This window comes from Rhizobium sp. PvP014 (assembly GCF_017876855.1).
Taxonomy (GTDB): domain Bacteria; phylum Pseudomonadota; class Alphaproteobacteria; order Rhizobiales; family Rhizobiaceae; genus Neorhizobium; species Neorhizobium soli.
Genome location: NZ_JAGIOT010000002.1, coordinates 144530 through 164508 on the forward strand (window position 1 = coordinate 144530; position 19979 = coordinate 164508).

Consider the following 19979-nt stretch of genomic DNA (forward strand, 5'->3'; position numbering starts at 1 on the left):
CCTGCATGTCGGTTGACATCTGCGCCAATAAGCCTGACCTCTTGGCGGAGATCGAGAAATTCGAGTGTTAAACGCATATCCCCTAGGAGCGTTGCGTGACAGCGAGGTGAAATTACACGTGCCAGCCGAAAAGTCTGACCAGAAAACCTATAAGCGCAAAATCACCGATGCCCGCGCCCTGATCGAGGCCGGAAAACTGGAGGAGGCGCAGGCCGCTCTAACAGCACTTTCCGCCGACAAAACGGTGATGACGACGGATGTTCTGGGCGAGCGCACGGCTCTCGGAATGCCGCGCAAGCTTCACTCCGCATGGCTGAAGCTTGCGAAGGCGGAGGGCGACGCAATCGGCCGCGTCGGTCTGCAGCACGGCCTCGTCCCCGATCCCGCCGTGATGGCGCCGTTCATCACCTTCGATGCAGATGAGAAACGGCTGATGGCAGAGCTTGGGCGAGAGCCGGTGCCGCGCATCATTCACCAGATCTGGATCGGCTCGCTGCCGCTGCCACCAGCCGTCGCGCGCTGGGAAAGCCATGCAAAGGCGACCGGCTTCGAATACCGGCTGTGGCGCGAGGCGGATCTCGAACAGCTTGGTATTGCAAGCCATCCGGCCTATCTCGCGATGCTCGCAGACGGCGATTACCCCGGTGCCGTCGATGTCGCCCGCTATGCCATTCTGCTGGAGCATGGCGGCATCTATCTCGACTGCGACTGGTATCCGACCCGCGAGGATATCGGTTTTGGCGATCTTCTGCCGTTGATCGGCCTCGGCGCCATTGCTGAGGACGTGGCGCGCGATGTCGGAGCGGGGAGCCTTCTTCTTGCCAATTCCTTCATCGCCACACCGCCCGGCCATCCCGCCTTTGCAAAGATGCTCGAGGTGTTTCCTGACGTGATGGCGGCGCTGCCGCAGGCGCCCGCCTGGTGGTCCACAGGTCCGCTGATCATGACCATGTTGTTTCGGCAGACCAATGTGTTCCTCGCCCCCTTCGGCCTCGTCGCCGCCTCGCTGAAGCGCGGCGCACCGATTGCAGAAGTCGAGAAAGCCTGCGCGGACGCGGTTGCGTCCGGAGAGGGCCTGCTGGTCGCCTGGAAGAGCTGGTAGGCTCGAAGCGATCAGTAACGCGTCGGGTTAGAGCCCCAGCAAGACCCGGGCCGAGCGCCAGCGGCAAGCGGGGTGATCCGCCGTCACGCCGAACAGCAGGTCGAGGAAATGCCAGGCATTGTCGTCATGCACGAGATGATGGCCGAGCACGCCGATGACAGGCGCCCGGTCCGGTGTCTCGATCAGCGCGATCGTCTCTGTAATGAGATCGGAAGCCGGCCGTCCGCCGCGGGTTCCGTGCCAGTCCATGATGTCAACATGGCTGTTCAGCATCGCAACCGGCGCCGTCTTTTCCGGCCCGAAGGTCGATAGCGCCGCAAACCCAAGCTCTGGCAGTTTTTCGATCAGTTCCTGTGAGATCCGGTTCCACGGCGGCACCAGCATCGGCACGAACCGGGGGGCGTGCAGCTCTGCCATTTTGTCGAACCCATGCTTCAGCTCGGACACGATATCGGGCAGGGGGCGATGGCTCCCCAGTTCCTGCTTCTTCTCATCGGGACCCGAATAGCTGCGATGCGACCAGCCATGCACAGCGACGTCGAGATGCGGCTGGGTGTCGAGGTAGGATGCGAGATCAGCGCCTGTCTTTTCCGGTATGACAGCAAGCGTCGCTGGCACCGAAAACGCATCGGTCATGGTCGCAAGCTTTGCCAGCTGTTCCGTCGGTTCCACAGCGTCATCGTCGCGCAGCCAGAAATCGACCCGCCGTCCGTCGTCTGCAAGCCTGTCGAGCGCCAGCCTCAGGTCGTTTTCGGTCATGCTCATTCCTTTGCGCCAATCGCTATGATGATCTCGTCAAGCCTGTCGGCCGCAGCCGTGATCGATCGTTGCGACACGACGAAATCCCGCGCCCCTTGGCCAAGCCGCAGCCGCTCCGTCTCGTCATCCAGCAGCCGTTCGATGGCCGCCGCAAAGGCAACCGCATCCCCCGGTGGCGTCAGGATGCCGCCGATCCCGTCCGTCACCACTTCGGGCACACCGGCACCGTTTTCCGCCACGACAGGCACGCCGGATGCCTGCGCCTCCAGATAGGAAAGCCCGTAGGCTTCCGAAACCCCCGGCCATGTCAGGATCGCTGCGGTCGACAGCAGCGCCGCAACCTCCTCGGCGCTCTGCAAGCCCATCCATTCCACCCGCCCGGCAAGCGCGCCGCCGAAAACCGCCTCCACCTCCACCCGCATCGGCCCGTCGCCGATCGCCATGAGGTGCCAGTCGTCACGATGAGCAATTTGCTTCAACGCCTCGGCAAGCGCCGCATAACAGGCAAACTTGTTGCCCGGCCGCATCATGCCGACAGCCACCAGCCGCCCCGGTTCGGACGAAGGCGCGCGGGCGAGATAAGGCGTGGGATCAATGAACGGAAACAGCCGCGAAAGCCTCACATCCGGCATGACCTCTGCAAGCCCCCGGCCGTCGCGACCGGTGAAACAGATATTGGTCGCCGCCAATCCAACCGCGTCGATCACCATTTCCTGCGCCTCCACCCACTGGCCGAGATTGCGACGATGCGAATAGGAGGCTTCCGCCGTCACATAGGGAATGTCGAAACGACGGCAGAGGGCAGGGCCGATCAGGTCCGGCGCCTTGTAATAGAGGTGGTAGGTAAACCACAGGTCCGGCAGCCTCTCGCCGAGTGCCAGTCGTCTCTCCCACTCAGTCGAAATCCGCTCGACCTCGCGCGCCGCCTGTGCATCGCGTTCTCCTGTCGGCGAGGTCTGCTCCGCTAAGAAAGATCGGAACTCCGAAACCAGATCGACCCTGTGCCCCTTAAGCCCGAGTATCTCGATCAGCTGCCGCGCCATCAGCCGGTCGCCTGAGGGAACGGGATGGTTCGGCGATTTCAGCGGCGCGTAGAAAGCGATGTCCATGCTGTGGGATAGCATCCGTCACGCCAGCGTGAAAAGCCCGATCTCTTGACAGAGCCAGTCGTTGGCCTCACCTGATGGCTTCCCAGTTTGAATGCCTCCGGAGTGCCATCCTTGAACCAGCAATCGCCACAGGCGGCGGATCTTTTGTCCGCCATCGAAGACAAGCGCGCAATGATCGGCGTCATCGGACTTGGCTATGTCGGCCTGCCGCTGGCGATGACGGTCGCCAGGGCCGGCTTCAAGGTCACCGGTTTCGACATCGATCCGGCCAAGATGACCGCGATCGAGGCGGGTAAAAGCTATATCGAGGCCGTGCCCGACGACGTGCTTTCCGCCGAGCGCGACGCCGGCCGCTTTGCAGCCACCACCGATTTCGCACGCCTTGCCGAATGCGACGTGATCGCCATCTGCGTGCCGACGCCGCTCACCCGCCACCGCGAGCCGGACCTCTCCTATGTCGCAAAAACCTGCGAACAGATCGCTGGCACCCTGCGCAAGGGCCAGCTCGTCGTGCTCGAATCCACCACCTATCCCGGCACCACAGAAGAGGTGATGAAGCCGATCCTCGAAAAGACCGGTCTGGTTGCGGGCGAAGATTTCTTCCTCGGCTATTCGCCGGAACGCGAAGACCCCGGCAACCGTGATTTCCAGACCTCGACCATCCCCAAGGTCGTTGCCGGCGATGGCGAGGCGGCGTCTGCCATGGTGTCCGCCTTTTACGGCGCCGTCGTCGAAACCATCGTCCCGGTCTCCGGCACCCGCACGGCGGAAGCGGTGAAGCTCACGGAAAACGTCTTCCGCGCCGTCAATATCGCGCTCGTGAACGAGTTGAAGATCGTCTACGAGCGGATGGGCATCGACGTCTGGGAAGTCATCGCCGCCGCCAAGACCAAGCCGTTCGGCTACATGCCGTTTTATCCGGGGCCTGGCCTCGGCGGTCACTGCATTCCGATCGACCCGTTCTACCTCACCTGGAAATCGCGCGAATACGACCAGCCGACCCGCTTCATCGAACTCGCTGGCGAGATCAACACGGCGATGCCGCGCTATGTCGTCGACCGGCTGGCCGAAGCGCTCGACCGCATGCTTGGCAAGGCGCTCAGCCGTTCGCGGGTTCTCATCCTCGGTCTTGCCTATAAGAAGAACGTGCCGGATATCCGCGAAAGCCCGTCGCTGAGGCTGATGGAACTGCTTCTGGAACGCGGCGCCGACGTGGCCTATCACGATCCTTACGTCTCCGAAGTGCCACGCACCCGGGAATACGGTCACCTGATGGGTCGCAAGTCGGTCCCGCTCGATCAGCTCGCGGATTTCGATGCCGTCGTTATCGCCACGGACCACGACAGTTTCGACTACCAGGCGATTGCCGATGGTGCGCCGCTGGTCGTTGATACCCGCAATGCGATGGCCAATCGCGGCATCACGTCGCAAACCATCGTCAAGGCGTAACCGTGCCCTATCTCAACGCTTGATCGCCGGAAAAGGGAAAGCAATGAGCAGACTGGACAGCTTCATCAACCGGATGACCGCGCAGCGCGACATCCTCAATCACATCAAGAACGATCTCGGCCTGCCGGCTTCGGGCGATGTCTACGAGGTCGGCATCGGCAACGGCCGCACCTATAGCCATCTGCGCGAGCTGTTCGCCGACCGCCGCATCCTCGCCTTCGACCGCTCCAACGGCGCCCACCGTACCGAAGCACCGTCCGAAAACGACGTCGTGCTGGGAGAGATCAAGGATACCGGCCAGGAATATGTCGGCAAGAACGCTGCCCTCGTGCATGCGGACATCGGCACCGGCTATCCGGATGCGGATGCGAGAACCTTGCAGTGGTTGCCGCAAATGGCGGCTGGCATGCTCGCGTCGGGCGCCTATGCCGTCAGCGGCCTGCCGCTCGACCACCCCGATCTTGAAGAACTGCCGCGTCTGCCCAGTGTGGAGGAGGGCCGCTATTTCTATTATCGCAAGCGATAAACAGGCCGTGAAACGGGCGTGAGGACCAGCGCCACGCCCGTGTTCCGCCACAAATTCAGTTCAGAGAAAACCTATCGTCAGCATCGCTGACCGAGTGTCCAACGCGCGCAAATGGCATCGTTTGCGCGCTCAAAGACCAGCGGATGAGCCGAGGGAAAGGCTGTGGATAACCTGTGGATAACGGCCGATGACGGGCAATCAGGCGTGCTGACGGTCCCGGCGCATGTCGTCCATGCGGGCACCACGGATTGTTTCGGCGAGCGTCCGGCTGATTTCCATGCTCATGCGCGGATTGTCGGAGATCACCTTGAAGAAGGCATCCTTGGTAATGCGCAGAACATCGACCTCAGTCACGGCACGTGCTGTCACGGCCTGCGAGCAATTGGAGAGAAGGCACATCTCGCCGATAATGGAATTGCACCCGGCCTCACCGATCTTGGTCTCGGAATTCGCCGAACCGCTGATCATGTCGACCTTTCCGCACAGGATCACGTAGGCAGCATCGCTGCTGTCGCCCTGTGAGAAAATATCCTGCCCCGGTTCGTAGAGAACGCGGTCGGAGGTAAAGGCAAGCAGCTTAAGTTTGCACGGATCGACCCGGCAAAAATAAGGAACTTTCTTCAGCAACTGCACTTCATCGTTGAGCAACATGGTTTCCACCATTTGGTCATCTTGTTGGCGGCTGCGATATTATGCCACCAACGATTTAAAAATACCACTCTTTGTATCCAGAGCCTCAAAAGAGTCGTCTTCGGCCACGGATCCCTTGTCGAATACGATAACACGATGAAACAATCGTGACAGGGCAGTATTCGACAAAACCCACGCCACAGAAGGATTATTGTCCTGCTGAGCGAGGAAGTGAAGCACATTCTTAACAATTTCTTCCTGAGCCCTCCGATCGAGGCCCGGAAGGGGCTTGTTGAAGATGTAATAATTGGAGCGCCGCACCAGCGCTCGGGCAAGGCTCAGCTTGTGGCGCTGGACCAGTGTCAGTCGCCGGCCGCTGGCGCCCATGTCGTAGTCCAGCCCGATGCCGATAAAGCTTTCATAGAGACCCATTTCGCGCAGCAGCTTGCCTGCCACGTTGCGGATCTTGGTCGGCGCGTCGGCGTTGCGTTGCGACAGCTTGCCGAACAGGATGTTTTCGCGAAGCGTCGCCGAGCCCATGTATTTGTGCGGATCGTAGCGCTCGATCCGGCTGCGCAGCGATGCCGGCAGGTTGGCATAGAAGATGTCGCGCGTGGCAACGATCTGGTTCATGATCTCGGCGGTCAGGACGCCGAAGCGGTAGCGTGGCTCGATATAGTAGAGGCTGAGCTTGACCACCGCGCGCCGGTCGTCCTCGCTGGGCTTGAAGTCCCGGCGGCTGCGCTTGCGCTTCAAAAGCTGCTCGTAGAACGCGATATCGTCGGTGGTGATATGCTCGAGCTGCTGGAACAGCGGATGTTCCGGCGGCAGGCCCTGGAAGATTTCCGACAGGTTTTCTGCGATCGAAAGTCCCATGTCGTAGAACAGGTCGAACAGATTGGCCGTCTTCAACACTTCGAAGACATACTCTCCCTCGGCCAGTTCCATATCCAGTTCCGCCGACTGGCGCGTCGCCGCAAACAGCAGGTTTTCCCGCACCGTCGCTTCGGTGTTGTAGGCGCTGAAATCGAAATAGGAGACGAGATTGCCAAGCCCCTGACTGGCGAGTTCCTCGCGCAGGGCAAACCGCATCTCGACGACACGACCGGTCAGTTCCTCGTGTTCGGCCGGGTCGAGATAGGAATGCAAGGCCAGTTCCATCACGTCGGCTGTCAGCTGCACCGCATCGAGGGCCCTCAAGACCGACTGCTTGACATCGTCTTCGCCGCCTTCCGATACGGAGGTGGATCGACGGTCGATCCAGTCGACGGACGGATCGTGCGTCGTGTTTCCGGCGCGTTCGGCTTCGCTCATTTTCCAGCGCCGCCGCAGCTTCTTGTGTTTGGGCTCGTCTGCGGACTTCTCCTGCACGGCCGGCGCGTGCTTGAGCCCGTAGAGAAGATTGTCCTTGAGCGTCCCGTGGAAAAAGTAGCTGTCGGCCGACGCATAGGAGACCTGACGCCCGGTCACCGCTTCCGGCAGTTCCAGAAGGTCGACCTCGCCCAGCATCACGCGGCCCGAGGCCGGCCAGGTGATGCGGCCGAACGCTTCCGCCGTCGCTTCGGCGCCGATGCCGGCATTGTCGATCATCGCCACCAGCTCGCCGGGCTCGATCTTGAGTGTCACGTTTTCGGCGATATGGGCGCCGCTGCCATCGACAATGGTGAGGTTGAGCGCGGCGAGGGGAGACGGCGTATGGTCCGGCACATCGTGGGCGAGCGCATGCAGCGTCGGCGCGATCAGCACGCCCGGCTCGAACTGTTCGCGCACCTGTTCGTATTTCACCTGCACGTCCTGGCGTGCCTGGTCCCAGTCGATCAGTTCCTTGAGCGGGCCCGGCAGGTCCTTGTAGGCGTTGATGACGGCCACCAGCTGGCCGACGTCGAGCGTGCCGCGCAAGGCAAAATAGCCGCCGATCGAATAGAAGAGAAACGGCGTCAGCTGCGACAGGAAATTGTTGACGAACTTGACGATGAATTTCCACCGGTAGAGGTCGTAGCGGATCTGGAATATCTGCCCCAGCCGGTCGGATATATCGGCACGCTCGTAATTGCTGGTGTCGTAGCTGTGGATCGTATCCATGCCCTCGACGATCTCGCCCACCTTGCCGGCCAGATGCCGGGCGGTGATCTGCCGCTGACGGCCAAGATCGATCAGGCGACGGCGCATCTTCGGAATGATCCCAACCTGGATCGCCACCATGAAGGCCGCGATCAGCCCGAGCCACAGGTTCTGCAATAGAATGAAGGTGAGGGCGGCGATCGCCTGTCCACCCAGCATGGCCGGCTGCACGAAAGCATCACCGGTAAAGCCGCCGAAAGGCTCCACCTCGTCCTTGACCATGCTGGAGACTTCCGCACCGCGGATCTGCCGCATCGTGCTTGGCGGAAACCGCAGAAGACGGTCCACCAGCTCGTAGCGGATACGGCGCAGCAGCCGTTCGCCCAGGCGTCCCTTGTAGGTGTTGATGTAGAACTTGAACAACCCGTTGACGATGACGAGCAGCAGGAACACGCCCGAAAGCGCCATCAGCGTCGCCAGCCGGTTGAGCTCGAAGCCTTCGAAACCAAAGGACCACTGCGTCAAAGGAATGGTGAACTGGAATGCGAGGAAGGGCCGGGTTGCGGCCGCCATCTCGAACCCTTCACCCTGGATCGGCCCGTTGATGATCTGCTTGGGAAGGTCGAACGCAAGGAAGTACGGAATCATCGAAATCAGAACGATCGCGAGAACCCATAACTGCTGCGGTCGCGTATGATTCCAGATATAACGAAGTAGATGTTTTTCCATCGGCAACGGATCTCAGTTCCCGAGGCTGGATTGCACAGCGCGCCTCCCGGAAGGGTGAAGGGAGGCATGATATAGGTGGATCCGCCGCTTGTGCAAACGTCTCGTGCACGATGCTGCTTGATTAGGCGATTGGTTCGCCGCCAAGTGTGGCAAACCTGCCGGGATGGCTAAGGGCCGGGTTCTGCACCCCGGCCCATCAGTGTTTGAAAATTCCTGTTTTAAATCAACGGTCTTTGTCGCCCGATGTCAGGATTTGGGCAGCTTCCGCGCCGCTCACCCTGCGGATCTCCACGTCGTCGCGGCGGGCGGCAAACGCGTCGGTTGCCATCAGCAGCTCGGCAAGATCGGCCGGCAGGGAGAGAATCACGCGGTCGCCCTGCACTGGCTCGCCACGGCGAATGCCGCCGAGTTCGCCGCGCTTGGCCGTGATCATGCCGCCGGCGACCGTATTCAGCGTATCCGGGTCGATCAGGATGAAGGCACCGGTCGAGCGGTTCTGCTCATAGGTGTCGAACACCGCCTGCTCTTCGAAAGACAGGCGCACCTTGCCGATCGCGTTCATGTCTAGGCCGGACGCATGCGGAGCCCAACTGCCCGACTGCAGGTCGAGCTGCGAGATCGGCTCCACCGCCACGCGCTGGCGGCGCGAACCGCTTTTCAGCCAGTAGCGCTTGCCGGGCTCGATGCCGCCAGGCTGCAACGCCACCATCTGCCCCTCGAAGTTGAGGCCGGTCATCGGCTGGCCATCGAGCGAGGCGATCACGTCGCCGCGGGCGACGTCCACCTGTCGGTCGAGCACGAGCGTGATCGCATCGCCGGCGACGGCAGCGTTCCGCACGAGGTCGAAGGTGACGATCTGTTTGACGTTGGCAATCGTGCCCGATGGCAGGATGACGACGCTGTCGCCCGGCTTGATCGAGCCGCCCGCAACCGTGCCCTGATAGCCGCGAAAGCTTTCGCCGGGACGCGAGACGCGCTGGACGGGAAGGCGGAAGCCACCGGTCTGCGTGGAGCGGGTCGTCGCCAGTTCCAAAGCCTCGACCAGCGTCGGGCCTTCATACCACGGCATCGTGGACGTTGCGGGATAGACGACGTTTTCGCCCTTCAGCGCCGACATCGGGATCGCCGTGATCTGGCGAACGCCGAGCGACAGCGCGAATTCGCGGAATTCATGGCTGATCCGGTCGAAGATCTCGCGGTCGTAATTCACGAGGTCGAACTTGTTGACCGCCAGAACGAACTGCCGGATGCCCATCAAGGATGCGATCGTCGCATGCCGGCGGGTCTGTTCCAGAAGCCCGACGCGGGCGTCCGCGAGCAGAATGGCGAGATCGGCCGTCGAGGCGCCGGTCGCCATGTTGCGGGTATACTGCTCGTGGCCGGGCGTGTCGGCCACGATGAACGAACGCTTCTCGGTCGAGAAATAGCGATAGGCGACGTCGATCGTGATGCCTTGTTCGCGCTCGGCCTGGAGACCATCGAGAAGCAGCGCGAAATCCGGCAGGCCGAGATCGTTCTGGCCGCCGCTATCGCGGGCAAGCGTCACCGCCTGGTCTTCCTTGACGGCCTTGGTGTCCCAGAGCAGCCGGCCGATCAGGGTCGACTTGCCGTCATCGACGGAACCGCAGGTGATCAGCCGCAGCGGCCGCACGTCACGGGTGATCTTGGCAGCGGATTCGGCGAAGGGCAGAATGGTGGCCGAAGCGGCGGTGGATGTTGCTGTCACGCTCATCTCAGAAATATCCTTCACGCTTCTTCTTTTCCATCGAACCCGACTGATCGCGGTCGATGGCGCGGCCCTGGCGTTCGGAAACGGTGGCAATTTCCAGTTCGGCGATGACCTCTTCGAGGTTCGACGCCGTCGAGCGGATCGCGCCGGTCAGCGGGAAGCAGCCGAGCGTGCGAAACCGGATCGAGCCATGCTTTATCTCTTCGCCGGGAAGCAGTTCCAGCCGCTCGTCTTCGGCAAGAATCATCATTCCGTCGCGCTCCACGTAAGGGCGCTCGGCAGCGTAGTAGAGCGGCACCAGCGGAATGCTTTCCGCCTGGATGTAGCGCCAGATATCCACTTCGGTCCAGTTCGACAGCGGGAAGGCGCGCACGCTTTCACCCTTGCGGATCATGCCGTTATAGACGTTCCACAGTTCCGGCCGCTGGTTGCGCGGATCCCACTTATGGTCCGGCGTGCGGAACGAATAGATCCGTTCCTTGGCGCGGCTTGCTTCCTCGTCGCGCCGCGCGCCGCCGAAGGCCGCGTCGTAACCGCCGGCATCCAGCGCCTGCCTCAGGGCTTCGGTCTTCATCACGTCGGTGTAGAAGGACGAACCATGGGTGAACGGGGTGATGTTTTCTTGCCTGCCGCGGACATTGCTGTGCACCACGAGGTCGAGATCGTACTCCTCTGCGATCTTGTCGCGGAACTCGATCATTTCCTTGAACTTCCACGTCGTGTCCACATGCAGAAGCGGGAAGGGAACGCGACCCGGGAAGAAGGCCTTGCGGGCGAGATGCAGCAGAACGGAGGAATCCTTGCCGATCGAATAGAGCATGACCGGGTTTTCGAATTCGGCCGCCACCTCCCGGAAGATGTGGATCGCTTCGTTTTCAAGGGCCTTCAGATGAGGATCGAGCGGCGGGCGGGAAACGGGCGGGTTCTTGATTTCCGTTTCCTGTACTGACAGGGGCATTTCAGTCTCCGGTATTCTTAAAGACACAACATAGATGGCAAGGGCGGCAGGCGCTGCGATCCGGACGGATCATCGGATGGCGCTTGCCCCTTGGATGACCGAGGAGCGGGCCGCGGGGTCTTCGGAGGACTGCGCGTCAGACGCGTGACTTTCCGAAACATGCAGACCGCATTCTCGCTTCTCGTCGTTTTCCCACCACCAGCGGCCGGCCCGTTCGGGCTCGCCCGGCTTGATGGCGCGGGTACAGGGCTCGCAACCGATCGACGGATAGCCGCGGGCGTGCATGGGATTGATCGGAATATGCTCGGCCGCGACATGCGCGTTGATGCGGTCGATGTCCCAGTCGGCCAGCGGATTGATCTTGATCAGGTTGCGCTCGGCGTCGAATTCGGCAAACGGCGTCGTCGCCCGGTTGCCGGACTGGCCGCGGCGAAGGCCGGTGATCCAGATCTCGGCGCCGGACAGCGCTTGCGCGAGCGGCACCAGCTTCCTCACACGACAGCAGGCGTGGCGGGCTTCGACGCTGTCATAGAAACCATTGATGCCGTAGGTCTCGACAAACGCATCGACATCGTCCTTATCAGGGTAGAAACTGATGATCTCGAGGTCGTAGCGCGCTTCGGTCTCGGCGATCAGGTCGACGGTTTCGCGAAACAGCCGGCCGGTCTCCAGCGTCGATACCTCGATCGGCAGACGATGCGTGCCGATCGCAGCGGTTATCACCTGATCCTCGATCCCGAGCGACGTGGTGAACACGGCGCGGCCGAGCCCTGCCACAAGCGACAGACGGCCGGCAAGGTCGAGGCCTACAAGGCGAGTATCGAGATTTGCTGCAAGTGCCTGATGGTCAAGCCTTGCCACGTCATGAAAGGTCATCGGTCATCTTCCGTAAGCAATGCCAAGATTATTGTGGGGCAGGGCGGGAAAAGACAGGAAAAGCCGTTTCAACCTTAGGACTGCGGGAGCAAATATCTCTCCAAAGCTCCGTCTACACAGAAAACCCGACGCCTTAACCAAATGTGAGCCTTTTTTGCCCGCCAATGCGGCCATTGGTTTGTAATTTCTTGCCATTTGCGCTATCCCAGGACCAGGTTTTGCATTGCGGCATCGCCGCGTGCCGGCCTGCTCCTCGCGAATGCCGGTTGCGGCTTCATCGTGGATGCCCAGAGGAAAAATGAGCGGCGACGTGAGACCGATTTCGGCCTTGCGGCGGCGCTGCTGTTAGTGGTCGCGGTATGATATCCCAGAAGGCGAAATATGCGTTGAGAGCCCTGACGGCCTTGGCGCAGGCGGATCCTGAAGAACCGATGCTGATCTCCGAGATCGCGGTTCAGCAGAGCATTCCGAAGAAGTTTCTGGAGCAGATCCTGCTCGACCTCAAACGTTCGGGGATCGTCGTGTCGCGGCGCGGCAAGCAGGGCGGCTATCTTCTCCTGCGGCCCGCCGACGCCATCACCTTCGGCGAAGTGCTGCGTCTGGTCGACGGACCGATCGCGCCGCTGCCGTGCCTCTCCCAGACCGCCTACCGCAAATGCGACGATTGCGACGGCGAACACCTCTGCGAAATCCGCCACGTCTTCGCCCGCGTTGCTGACGCCACCCGCGACGTGCTGTTCAGCACTACCATCGCCGATGCGGTGGAAGGGGCTGGGGTCGAAGTGGCAGCAGCTGACGCTGACGCTGCCGACGCCGGACAGGTGCGCGAACTGCTGTCGGCCTAGTATCTGGCTAGCGCGCATCTAAGAATTTACTGTGTCGCGTTGATTGGCCATCGAGCACATGCGGGCCTCTGACGGCCTGTTCGAGGCGTCCTCTCTCGTCCAAAACCCGACCCGCTTCCCGGATTGCCTTACCCCTTCCTCCGCTTTTCCCAGCACTGCCGTTTCGCCTCTAGGCCTCGCGGGAACGCGCCCTTGTCGCCGCAGCCCGTCAAAGGGAAACAGTTTTGCCTTGGTTTCGCCGTCGATTGACTAAGACGACCGGCTCGGTAGAGTTTGGGCAGATCACAGGGGAGGCATTCATGCTGAATTTTACCGATGGGATATCGAAGCGGCTTCTGGCACTGGCGCTCGGCGTGACGCTGGCCGCCGGCAGCGTGGCACCGGCTTTTTCAGCCACCCAGCTCCTCAACGTGTCCTATGACCCGACGCGCGAGCTCTACAAGGATTTCAACGCAGCCTTTGCCAAGCACTGGAAGGCAGAAGGTGGCGATGATGTCGCCATCCGCCAGTCGCATGGCGGCTCCGGCGCGCAGGCCCGCTCCGTCATCGATGGTCTGGGTGCCGATGTCGTGACGCTGGCGCTGGAAAGCGATATCAACGCCATCCAGAAGGCCGGGAAGATCAAGGAAAACTGGCGTTCCCGCCTGCCGAACAATTCCTCGCCCTACACGTCGACGATCGTCTTTTTGGTGCGCAAGGGCAATCCAAAGGGCATCAAGAACTGGGGAGATCTGGTCAAGGGCGACGTTTCGATCGTCACTCCGAACCCGAAGACGTCAGGCGGCGCCCGCTGGAACTATCTGGCGGCCTGGGCTTGGGCCAATGAAGAATTCAAGGGCGACCAGGACAAGATCAAGGCCTATATCGCCGATCTCTACAAGCGCGCTCCGGTCCTCGACACCGGCGCCCGCGGCTCCACGGTGACGTTTGCGCAGCGCCAGATCGGCGACGTGCTGCTTGCCTGGGAAAACGAGGCCTATCTCGCCGGCGAGGAATTCGGCAAGGACGCATTCGACATCGTCGTACCACCGATCTCGATCCTCGCAGAGCCGCCGGTTGCGGTGGTCGACGCGACGGTCGATGAGAAGGGCACCCGCAAGGTCGCCGAAGCCTATCTTCAGTATCTCTATTCCGACGAAGGCCAGAACATCGCGGCCAAGCACTTCTATCGTCCGTCCAGGCGCGATGTGGTAAAGCCTGAATTGCTGAAACAGCTGCCGGATATCAAGCTCGTCACCATCGACAACCCGATCTTCGGCGGTTGGAAAAAGGCGCAGCCGGAACACTTCGGCGATGGCGGCATCTTCGACCAGATCTACAAGCCGGGCAAATAAGTCGGAACCAGAATGACCTCATCCACCGCTGCCACGTCGGCACGGTGGCGGGTAAAACAGCCGAGCATCATCCCGGGTTTCGGGTTGACGCTCGGCTTTTCGCTCGCCTACCTGTCGCTTATCATCCTCATTCCGATCGCAGGCCTGCTCTGGCGCACCGCCGAGCTCGGCTGGTCAGGCTTCTTCGCCGTCCTCTCGGATCAAAGAACGATCCGGGCTCTCACCGTGTCCTTCGGCACGGCCTTTGCGGCCGCGCTCATCAATGTCGTGTTCGGCACGCTGCTTGCCTGGGTGCTGACCCGCTACCGGTTTCCCGGTCGCCGGTTGATCGATGCGATGGTGGACCTGCCGTTCGCACTTCCGACGGCGGTCGCCGGCATCGCATTCGCCTCGCTCTATGCGCCGAATGGCTGGATCGGTTCGCTGTTCATGCCGTTCCGCATCGCCTTCACGCCTTACGGCATCGTCATCGCGCTGATCTTCATCGGTCTTCCCTTCGTCGTGCGCACCGTGCAGCCGATCATGGAAGAGATCGACCGCGAAGTCGAGGAGGCGGCAGCAACGCTTGGCGCCAACCGGTTCCAGACCATTTTCCAGGTGCTGCTGCCGGGCTTGGCACCCGCCATCCTTACCGGCTTCGCACTCGCCTTTGCCCGCGGTGTCGGCGAATACGGCTCGGTCATCTTCATCGCCGGCAACATTCCCTACGTCTCGGAAATCGCGCCGCTCCTGATCGTAATTCGGCTGGAAGAATTCAACTACGCCGGCGCCACCGCAATCGCCACGATCATGCTGCTGATCTCGTTCGCCATGCTGCTGGTGATCAACCTCATCCAGGCCTGGAGCCGCAGGAGGTATGGTTATGTGTGATATTTTCAGAGTTGCCTTGAAAAAGAACCCCTCCCAACCCTCCCCACAAGGGGGAGGGCTTAACCCAGCCTCACCCTCTGATGCAGGAACGCAGCGCTTGCCACGTCGGTTCTCCCTCCCCGTGGGCGGTCCGAAGGACGGGGCGAGACCCGTGGCTCGACCCCGGTCGCCCGGCAGGGCAGAGAGGGTCTTGTCTCATGTCTAAGTCCGCCCGCATCACACGTTTCCGCAGCCCCGCCGATGAAAGCCTCACCACCAAGCTGGTCCTCGTCGGGGTGTCGCTCGTCTTCCTCGGCTTCTTCCTGTTCCTGCCGCTCGTCTCGGTCTTCGTCGAGGCGTTTCGCGATGGCTGGGGTGCTTATGAGGAAGCGCTGGTCGAACCCGATGCCTGGGCCGCGATCGGGTTGACGCTCACGGTCGCCGCCATCGCCGTGCCGCTCAACCTCGTCTTCGGTCTTGCGGCGGCATGGGCCATCGCCAAGTTCGAATTCAAGGGCAAGGCCTTCCTGATCACCCTGATCGACCTGCCGTTCTCGATTTCGCCGGTCATATCCGGTCTCGTCTATGTGCTTCTGTTCGGCAGTGCCAGCGTGCTTGGACCCTGGCTGAAGAGCTATGGCATCGAGATCCTGTTTGCCGTGCCCGGCATCGTGCTGGCCACCGTGTTCGTCACCTTTCCCTTCATCGCCCGCGAACTGATCCCGCTGATGCAGGACCAGGGTACCGGCGACGAGGAGGCGGCGCTGTCTCTCGGGGCAACCGGCTGGCAGACCTTCTGGTATGTGACGCTGCCCAATATAAAGTGGGGCCTGCTTTACGGCGTGCTTCTCTGCAATGCCCGCGCCATGGGCGAATTCGGCGCCGTCTCGGTCGTATCCGGCCGCATCCGCGGGCTCACCAACACGATGCCGCTGCATGTGGAGATACTCTACAATGAGTACAACATGGTTGCAGCCTTCGCGGTGGCCTCGCTGCTCGCACTTCTGGCGCTCGTCACGCTCGCTCTCAAAACCCTACTCGAACTTCGGTTCGGTGCCGGCTCGGCCGGCGGCAGACATTAAAGGCTCCCGCTCCATGGAAGTTAGCATCAACAATATCCGCAAGGAATTCGACCGCTTCGCCGCGCTGAACGACGTGTCGCTGAAAATCGCGTCCGGCGAACTGATCGCGCTGCTTGGTCCCTCCGGTTCCGGCAAGACCACGCTCCTGCGGCTGATCGCAGGCCTCGACTTCCCGACCGAAGGCCAGATCTTCTTCGGCGCCGAAGATGCCTCGCATCATTCCGTGCAGGATCGCAATGTCGGCTTCGTGTTCCAGCATTACGCCCTGTTCCGGCATATGACGGTGGCGGAAAACATCGGATTCGGCCTGAAGGTTCGCCCCTCCGCCAGCCGCCCGTCGAAGACCGAAATCAGAAAGCGCGTCTCCGACCTCCTCGATATGGTCCAGCTTTCGGGCCTTGAGAGCCGCTATCCGAACCAGCTTTCCGGCGGCCAGCGCCAGCGTGTGGCGCTCGCCCGCGCCATGGCGATCGAGCCGCGCATCCTGCTGCTCGACGAACCCTTCGGCGCGCTCGATGCCAAGGTCCGCAAGGAACTGCGCCGCTGGCTGCGCGAGTTTCACGATCGCACCGGCCACACCACCGTCTTCGTCACCCACGACCAGGAAGAAGCGCTGGAGCTCGCCGACCGCGTCGTCGTCATGAGCCAGGGCAAGATCGAACAGGTCGGCTCGGCCGACGACGTCTATGACCGGCCGGGATCGCCCTTCGTGTTCTCCTTCATCGGCGAATCCTCGCACCTGCCGGTCGAGGTGAAGGACGGCACGGTCCTGTTCCAGGGCGAGCCGATCGGCGTGTCCGGGGAAGCCAACAGTTCTGGCGACCTCTACTTCCGTCCCGAAGATGTGGAACTGACGCAGGAGCGCGACGCGCTGTTCGGCAAGGTCACGGCCTCGCGGCGTCTGGCCGGCACCCGTATCGCCGAGATCGATATCTCCAACCCTGGTGGAAGCAACGACCACGAGCCCTTCCATGTGGAGATCGAAGTGCCGTTGCACGCACCGATCGAGCTCGGCTCCGAAGCAAGGTTCCGTCCGACCCGCTGGAAGATCTTCGGCCGATGACAGGGTGCTGGTACGGGTCGGGTACCAGCTTTTCAAACGCTAAATTGATCCCTATCAATTCCGGGCGCATCGGAAGCTGATATGCAGCCTGCGCGCGTAAGCTTCGGTAAATCAAAGTGCTCTATGAAGCTCGCAGTTCGATAGTCCGACAGGTCTCCTATGGCAGATATTGCGCATGAAACGATGGCCCCCGCCGTTGCGGAGGGCGAAGCGGTCTCCGCTGTGGGTCAGTTCGGCAAATTTCTTGCCGAGCGACTGCTGGACGTCCTTGGCAATCGCGGCCTTGCCTTCTATTTCGCGCTGATCGCCTTCACCGTGGCGCTGTCACTCTACGTATTTCTGGAAGAGAACCTGCTCGCAGTCGCCTGGCATCTCATCATCGGCGATGTCACGACCCGCGTCTCGGCCGGCTTCGTTACTGTCGCTTTCGTCGGCACGCTCGCCGCCAGCCGTCACCTGCGCATTCCGCGGCCCGTCTCCCGTGTTCCATCCGGCGAAGACCTGCAGAGAGCGCTCGATATCCTGGCGCTCCAGCCCAATGCTAGCGCCGGCCTCGTGCGGCTGGGCGACAAGAAGGTCCTGTTTTCCGATTGCGGCAATGCCTTCGTCATGTACGCCCGCTCCGGCCGCTCCTGGGCCGCGCTGTTTGATCCGGTCGGCTGCCGCAAGGCCTGGCCGGGCCTGATCGTCAAGTTCATGAACGCCGCGCGCCGCGATGGCTGCCGCGCCGTGTTCTACCAGGTCTCGCCCGAGTTTCTGCCCTGCGCAGTCGAGGCGGGTCTGAAACCTTACAAGCTCGGCGAACAGGCGGTTGTCCATCTCACCGATTTCGATCTGAAAGGCGGCGCCTGGCTGAAACTGCGCCGCTCGATCAACCGTGCCGAACGCGACGGGCTGGAATTCTCGTTGCTGCCGGCCGAAGCGGTGCCCGGCGTGATGGACGAGCTTATTGCCGTCTCCCGCGCCTGGCTTGCCGCCCATAACGCAGCCGAAAAGGGCTTTTCGCTCGGCACGTTCCAGCCGGCCTATGTCGCCGCCGGACCTGTCGCCGTCATCCGTCTCGAAGGCCGCATCGTTGCTTTCGCCAATATCCATGCGACGAGCTCGAACGGCGATGCCTTTATCGATCTCATGCGGCATGTGCCCAACACCCATCGCGGCATGATGGATCTGCTCTTCGTGCGCATCATGGAGCACTTCAAGTCGGAAGGGTATCGCACGCTCAATCTCGGCATGGCGCCGCTCTCAGGTCTTGCCACGCATCGCCGCGCGCCGCTCTGGAACCATATCGGCAACCGCATCTTCGAAAACGGCGAGCGCTTTTACAATTTCCGCGGCGTTCAGGCTTTCAAGTCGAAATTCGATCCGGAATGGCAGCCGCGCTATCTCGCCGTCTCCGGCCGCGGCATGCCGCTCGTTGCCCTGTTCGACGTGACCAAGCTGATTGCCGGCGGCCTGAGGGGCATCCTTCGCCGATGAAGCTTTTGCCTGCAATTGTTGCCGGCATCACCGTGGTCGCCGCCGCGGTGAATGCGTTTCAGTGGTGGGCCGGCCCCGGCATCAGAAGCCTGCCGACCGACCGCATCGCCTATCCCGACGCAAAGGCATCCGGCATCGTTCTCCTCCTGTCCGGCACCGAAGGCTGGTCGGACCGCGAGCAGACGGTCTCCGATGCACTGGCTGCCGACGGCGCCGTGGTCGTCGGCGTCGATCTGCCCGACTACTTCGCTGCTCTGGCTAAAGAAGAAGACCGCACCTGCCTCTACCTGGTCTCCGATATCGAGGGACTGAGCCGCCAGATCCACCGCGAGCAGGAGATCGCCGCCTACCTCCCGCCGGTCATCGCTGGCATCGGCGGCGGTGGCGCCCTGGCGCTCGCGATCGCCGCCCAGACGCCCGCCTCGACCATCGCAGAAACCATCGCCATCGATCCGCTGGCTTCCATTCCCGTAGAAAAGATCCTCTGCACGCCGGCCCCCAAGACGGTGGTCGAGGGCGGCGTCGCATACGGCCTCACGCCGGGCCCGCTGCCGGAACCGGTGCGCATCCTTTTGACGCCGCAGGCGGATCCCGCAGGGGAAGCCCATGCGGATGCGCTGAAGCAGACCCATCCGGCAATCGAGATCACCGCCTGGGACGAAACCGCGGAAACCCTGCTGCTGCAAACCGTTTCCACAACGCTTGCCCGCCTTCGCCAGTCATCGTCGCCGCTCGGCCTGCCGATCGTTCCGACCTCGGTCGTGCCGCTCCACGATACGCTGGCGATCATCTATTCCGGCGACGGCGGCTGGCGCGATATCGACCAGAAGCTCGCAGCCTATCTCGTGGAAGACGGTATCCCGGTCGTCGGCGTCGATGCGCTGCGCTATTTCTGGACCGAGAAATCACCGCAGGAGACGGCCACCGATCTCTCCCGCATCATCACCACCTACCGCCAGCGCTGGAACGTCAAAAACGTCGTCCTGATCGGCTATTCCTTCGGCGCCAACATCCTGCCCGCCACCTATCGACTGCTGTCGGAGAGAGATAAGCAGACTGTCTCGTTTCTCTCACTTCTGGCGCTCTCGCACCAAGCCGATTTCGAAATCGCCGTCACCGGCTGGCTCGGCTGGGCAGGGGCCGCCAAGCAGGGCGACCCGGTCGATGACCTCGCCGAGATCGAGCCGCACAAGATCCAGTGCATCTACGGCACGGAGGAGGAAGACACGGCCTGTCCTGCTGTCGAGGACATCCCCGGCGCGCTCATCCATTCACGCCCCGGCGGCCACCATTTCGATGGCGACTACCGCGCCCTCAACCGGCTGATCGTGGACCGCATCAAGGCTTTGTCGTCGCCCGCGATGTGATCCGGATCCACTTGCCAGAATACGCTTCCAGG

17 protein-coding genes are annotated in these 19979 nt (G+C 61.9%); 10 read left to right on the top strand and 7 right to left on the bottom strand.

Annotation, left to right across the window (positions count from 1 at the left end; all coding sequences use genetic code 11):
* Positions 1–118 precede the first annotated feature (118 nt).
* Entirely contained in the window at positions 119–1102 is a 984-nt protein-coding gene (locus J3A65_RS05255) for a glycosyltransferase (protein ID WP_162759495.1), read from the top strand.
* Positions 1103–1129: 27 nt separating this feature from the next.
* Here the strand turns inward: J3A65_RS05255 and J3A65_RS05260 are convergent, their stop codons facing one another.
* Complete coding sequence (locus J3A65_RS05260; protein ID WP_209900128.1) at positions 1130–1861, bottom strand: polysaccharide deacetylase family protein; 732 nt, start codon at positions 1859–1861, stop codon at positions 1130–1132.
* A gap of 2 nt (positions 1862–1863) precedes the next feature.
* Positions 1864–2970 carry a glycosyltransferase family 4 protein gene (locus tag J3A65_RS05265; RefSeq protein ID WP_209900129.1) on the bottom strand — a complete coding sequence of 369 codons (1107 nt, stop codon included), beginning with the start codon at positions 2968–2970 and terminating at the stop codon, positions 1864–1866.
* A 171-nt stretch (positions 2971–3141) separates the two neighbouring features.
* Here J3A65_RS05265 and J3A65_RS05270 point away from each other — a divergent pair, with 171 nt between their 5' ends.
* Both J3A65_RS05270 and J3A65_RS05275 read left to right on the top strand, forming a co-directional pair.
* Positions 3142–4419 carry a nucleotide sugar dehydrogenase gene (locus J3A65_RS05270; RefSeq protein WP_113166778.1) on the top strand — a complete coding sequence of 426 codons (1278 nt, stop codon included), beginning with the start codon at positions 3142–3144 and terminating at the stop codon, positions 4417–4419.
* A 43-nt stretch (positions 4420–4462) separates the two neighbouring features.
* Positions 4463–4945, top strand: a complete 483-nt coding sequence (locus J3A65_RS05275) for a class I SAM-dependent methyltransferase (RefSeq protein ID WP_113109650.1) — start codon at positions 4463–4465, stop codon at positions 4943–4945.
* Between the two features lie 198 nt (positions 4946–5143).
* Here the strand turns inward: J3A65_RS05275 and J3A65_RS05280 are convergent, their stop codons facing one another.
* From J3A65_RS05280 to J3A65_RS05300, 5 genes are all read right to left on the bottom strand, one after another.
* Positions 5144–5596 carry a Crp/Fnr family transcriptional regulator gene (locus J3A65_RS05280; protein ID WP_062454806.1) on the bottom strand — a complete coding sequence of 151 codons (453 nt, stop codon included), beginning with the start codon at positions 5594–5596 and terminating at the stop codon, positions 5144–5146.
* A gap of 39 nt (positions 5597–5635) precedes the next feature.
* A complete protein-coding gene (locus tag J3A65_RS05285) occupies positions 5636–8365 on the bottom strand; it encodes an ABC transporter transmembrane domain-containing protein (protein ID WP_062453552.1) in 2730 nt (909 codons plus the stop codon).
* A gap of 223 nt (positions 8366–8588) precedes the next feature.
* Complete coding sequence (gene cysN / locus J3A65_RS05290) at positions 8589–10097, bottom strand: sulfate adenylyltransferase subunit CysN (protein ID WP_209900131.1); 1509 nt, start codon at positions 10095–10097, stop codon at positions 8589–8591.
* 1 nt (position 10098) lies between these two features.
* Complete coding sequence (cysD, locus tag J3A65_RS05295; protein ID WP_192086889.1) at positions 10099–11052, bottom strand: sulfate adenylyltransferase subunit CysD; 954 nt, start codon at positions 11050–11052, stop codon at positions 10099–10101.
* 69 nt (positions 11053–11121) lie between these two features.
* Positions 11122–11928: a phosphoadenylyl-sulfate reductase gene (locus J3A65_RS05300; protein ID WP_209900133.1), complete on the bottom strand. Its 807-nt coding sequence runs from the start codon at positions 11926–11928 to the stop codon at positions 11122–11124.
* Between the two features lie 359 nt (positions 11929–12287).
* Between J3A65_RS05300 and J3A65_RS05305 the strand changes: the two genes are divergently transcribed.
* The 7 genes from J3A65_RS05305 (at position 12288) to J3A65_RS05335 (ending at position 19947) form a co-directional block, all read left to right on the top strand.
* Positions 12288–12773, top strand: coding sequence for an Rrf2 family transcriptional regulator (locus tag J3A65_RS05305; RefSeq protein WP_209900135.1), 486 nt, complete (start codon positions 12288–12290; stop codon positions 12771–12773).
* Between the two features lie 299 nt (positions 12774–13072).
* Positions 13073–14107, top strand: coding sequence for a sulfate ABC transporter substrate-binding protein (locus tag J3A65_RS05310; RefSeq protein WP_209900137.1), 1035 nt, complete (start codon positions 13073–13075; stop codon positions 14105–14107).
* A 12-nt stretch (positions 14108–14119) separates the two neighbouring features.
* Positions 14120–14977 (top strand): sulfate ABC transporter permease subunit CysT, encoded by an 858-nt coding sequence (gene cysT / locus J3A65_RS05315; protein ID WP_209900140.1) that lies wholly within the window; start codon positions 14120–14122, stop codon positions 14975–14977.
* Between the two features lie 197 nt (positions 14978–15174).
* The gene (cysW, locus tag J3A65_RS05320) at positions 15175–16038 is read left to right on the top strand and encodes a sulfate ABC transporter permease subunit CysW (protein ID WP_209900142.1); all 864 of its coding nucleotides are present in this window, start codon (positions 15175–15177) and stop codon (positions 16036–16038) included.
* 13 nt (positions 16039–16051) lie between these two features.
* Positions 16052–17101 carry a sulfate/molybdate ABC transporter ATP-binding protein gene (locus J3A65_RS05325; protein WP_209900143.1) on the top strand — a complete coding sequence of 350 codons (1050 nt, stop codon included), beginning with the start codon at positions 16052–16054 and terminating at the stop codon, positions 17099–17101.
* Between the two features lie 159 nt (positions 17102–17260).
* Positions 17261–18580, top strand: a complete 1320-nt coding sequence (locus tag J3A65_RS05330) for a phosphatidylglycerol lysyltransferase domain-containing protein (protein ID WP_209900145.1) — start codon at positions 17261–17263, stop codon at positions 18578–18580.
* Positions 18577–19947, top strand: coding sequence for an AcvB/VirJ family lysyl-phosphatidylglycerol hydrolase (locus J3A65_RS05335; RefSeq protein WP_209900147.1), 1371 nt, complete (start codon positions 18577–18579; stop codon positions 19945–19947). Before J3A65_RS05330 ends, J3A65_RS05335 begins: the two co-directional genes overlap by 4 nt.
* The last annotated feature ends 32 nt before the right edge of the window (positions 19948–19979 follow it).